The organism is Mesorhizobium sp. M7A.F.Ca.ET.027.03.2.1 (assembly GCF_003999175.1).
Taxonomy (GTDB): domain Bacteria; phylum Pseudomonadota; class Alphaproteobacteria; order Rhizobiales; family Rhizobiaceae; genus Mesorhizobium.
Genome location: NZ_RZOM01000694.1, coordinates 1 through 3,340, shown reverse-complemented (window position 1 = coordinate 3,340; position 3,340 = coordinate 1). Strand labels below are relative to the sequence as shown.

Annotated in this window: 3 protein-coding genes; all 3 read left to right on the top strand. The window is 65.1% G+C overall.

Annotated features, from left to right (window positions below):
• On the top strand, nucleotides 1-2,235 hold a 2,235-nt coding region (locus tag EN750_RS25070; protein ID WP_127398089.1), incomplete at its 5' end, for a glycine cleavage T C-terminal barrel domain-containing protein.
• On the top strand, nucleotides 2,228-2,830 hold the full coding sequence (locus tag EN750_RS25065) for a sarcosine oxidase subunit gamma (RefSeq protein WP_127398087.1): 603 nt from the start codon (nucleotides 2,228-2,230) through the stop codon (nucleotides 2,828-2,830). The genes EN750_RS25070 and EN750_RS25065, both read left to right, overlap by 8 nt.
• A gap of 175 nt (nucleotides 2,831-3,005) precedes the next feature.
• Nucleotides 3,006-3,340, top strand: a 335-nt coding sequence (locus EN750_RS25060; protein WP_127398085.1) for an MFS transporter, incomplete at its 3' end; no start/stop codon positions are given.

Sequence of the window (3,340 nt, the reverse complement as noted above, 5' to 3'; positions counted from 1 at the left end):
TACGACAACAACACGCTTGCCGCGCTCGAACGGGTCAGCGATCACAAGGATCAGCCAGGCAAGGGCGAGCCGCGCCATCGCTATTGGGCGATCCGTGCCAAATCCGTGGTCCTGGCCACCGGTGCGTTCGAGCGGCCGCTCGTATTCCCCGGAAATGACCTGCCAGGCGTGATGCTGGCGCATGCAGCCGAGCGCTATGCCAACGAATTCGGCGTGCTACCGGGCGAGCGGATCGCGCTGTTCACCAACAATGACAGCGCCTATCGGGCGGCCGTCGCCTTGAAGAAGGCCGGTGCCGCGGTCGTCGCCATCGCCGATGTCAGGCCGGAACTTTCGCCGGAGATGCGCAAGCTGGCTGCGGAAGCCGAGGCCGAGATCTTCGCTGGCCATGCCGTCGTCGCCACCGAAGGCGGAAAGGCGCTGTCCGGCCTCAAACTGCAACGCTTCGATATGGCCAATGGCGCACTCATAGGTGATGCCCGCAGTATCCACGCCGATTGCCTGCTGATGTCCGGCGGCTGGTCGCCGACCATCCATCTGGCCAGCCAGGCCGGCGCCAAGGCGGAATGGAATGCCGCGCGGCAGGCCTTCCTGCCGCCGAAGCCAACACAGAGCTGGATCGGTGCCGGCGCCTTCACCGGCAGTTTCTCCACCGCCGAAGCCATCGCCGAAGGCCGCGCCGCGGGCCTTGCCGCAGCCGGTGGCCCCAGCGCGCCTTCTGTATTGCCGGTGGTGGAAGCCGTGCCCGGCGATCCCGATCCGGCACCGGTGTTCGAGATCAGGGCCAAGGGCAAGAGCTTCGTCGATTTCCAGCACGACGTCACGGCAGAGGATGTGCGGCTGGCCCACCGCGAGGGCTTCGTCTCGGTCGAGCATCTGAAGCGCTACACCACGCTCGGCATGGCGACCGACCAGGGCAAGAGCTCCAACGTCCCCGGCCTTGCCATCATGGCCGAAGCGCTGGGCAAGCCGATCCCCGACGTCGGCACGACACGCTTCCGGCCGCCCTTCGCGCCGGTGTCGATCGGCTCGCTGGCGGCGGAACGTTTTGGCGATCTCAAGCCCGAACGATTGACCCCGATGCATGATTGGCATCTGGCCAACGGCGCGACCATGTATTCAGCGGGCCTCTGGTATCGCCCGATGATCTACGGCCATGCAGGCGAAACGGTCGAGCAGGCCTATGTGCGCGAAGCCAAGGCGACACGCGAAAGCGCCGGCATCGTCGATGTCTCGACATTGGGCAAGATTGCCGTGCAGGGCCCCGACGCCGCCGCATTCCTCGACCGTGTCTACACCAACATGTTTTCGACGCTGGCCGTCGGCAAGGCACGTTACGGCCTGATGCTGCGCGAGGACGGCCTTGCCTTCGACGACGGCACCACCTGGCGGCTTGGCGAGCAGGATTTCCTGATGACCACCACCACGGCCAATGCCGGCAAGGTGATGCAGCATCTGGAATATTTCCTCGACGTGATCTGGCCGGAGCTGAAAGTCCACGTCACCTCGGTGACCGACGAATGGGCGGGGGCCGCGATCGGCGGGCCGAAGGCCAGGCAGGTCCTCGCCGCCTGTGTCACCGGCACATCGGTCGACAACGCCGCCTTGCCCTTCATGGGTATCGTACGTGGCGAAATATCAGGCGTGCCGGTGATGATTTGCCGGCTGTCCTTCTCGGGTGAAATGGCGTTCGAGGTCTATTCCGGCGCCGGGTACGGCACCCATGTGTGGGAAGCGCTTGTTGAAGCAGGCAAGCCGTTCGGGCTGGTCACCTACGGGCTTGAAGCGCTGGGCACGATGCGCATCGAAAAGGGCCATGTGACCGGCGCCGAGATCGATGGCCGTACCACGGCGCGCGACCTGCATCTCGACTGGATGCTGTCGAAGAAGAAGCCATTCATCGGCTCGGCGATGATGGATCGCGAAGGCCTGATCGCGTCTGATCGCCTGGAACTGGTCGGCCTGATCGCCCTCGACAACCTACCGTTCAATGGCGGCGCGCACATCGTCGAGGAGGTTGACGAGGCCAATCCGCACGGCTCGATCGGTCACATCACCGCCTGCTGCTATTCACCGGCGCTCGGCAAGCATATCGCGCTGGCGCTGGTCAAGGGCGGCAAGGCACGGCAGGGCACGCGCGCTCATGTCTCCGATCCCTTGCGCAACCGGTTCGGACCGGTCGAAATCGTCTCCAACCACTTCTTCGATCCGGACGGGAGCCGCATGCATGGTTGAGCGCCAATCACCCGAACCCTTGTCGCCGCTTGAGCCTGAATTCCATGTCGGCTCGCACGGCAATTTCGAGCACGGCGTCGAGATCATCCTGACCGAGACAAGGCCGGGCTCGATCGTGCAGCTCGCCGCGTGGCCCGGCGAGGAGAAGAAGCTGATAGCAGCCATCCGCACCGTCACCGGGCTTGCCCTGCCCGATGGCGCCGGCGGCGGCTTGAGCGACGGCGTGAAATCGGTGTTCGGCTTCGCGCCGGGAAAGTTCACCGTCGCCGATGAAGCCGAAGGCCTGGCCGCGGCCTTTGCCAAAGTGGTGACCCCCGCCATTGGCACCGTGACCGACCTCTCGCACGGCCGCACCGCCATCCGCATTGCCGGGCCGAAGGCCGAATGGGTGCTGGCGAAATTCTTCGCCATCGACTTCGCGCTGCCGGCCTTTCCGGTCGGCGCCGGCCGTTCGACCACCCATCACGACATCTTCGCCCAGATCCAGCGCACCAGCGCCGACCAGTTCGACATCTATGTCTTCCGCTCGTTTGCACGCTCGTTCTGGAAGGCGCTCTGCCACGCCAGCGAGGAAGTCGGCTACGAGGTGCAGTAGGCGGCGCGGCCGGATGGCCGCGTTGCCCACATCTGGCATCAACGCCAGCCGCTTCTGCCGCTAGAGAATCGGGCCGCCGGCGCCCATGGTGCGAAAACGTGGCCGCCCAACCGGCCCGAGGGATATGAAATCCCTTCTTCAAGAGTCGGCACATTCGTTTGGTTCGAACATCTCCATGACCGCAGAACTATCCGCCGGCGCCACGGATCGCGCCGATGTGCCGGCCAGAGCCCTGCTCCTGCTGCCGCTGACGGTTGCCTGCGGCGTGTTCATGACCAGCCTCGATCAGAATGTCGTGGTAACCGCGCTGCCGGGCATCAGCGAAAGTCTCGGCCGTCCGCCCAGCCAGCTCGGCCTCTTGATTACCGTCTATGTCGCCAGCCTGATCATCTCGATGCCGCTTGGCGGCTGGGCCGCCGACCGCTTCGGACTGCGCAACGTCTACTGCTTTGCCTTGCTGGTGTTCGCCGCCTCGTCGGCGCTCTGCGGGCTGTCCGACAACATCTGGAT

Excerpts from the sequence above, each read along its gene's own strand:
- EN750_RS25065 (WP_127398087.1), top strand. The coding sequence starts at position 2,228 with ATGGTTGAGCGCCAATCACCCGAACCCTTGTCGCCGCTTGAGCCTGAA.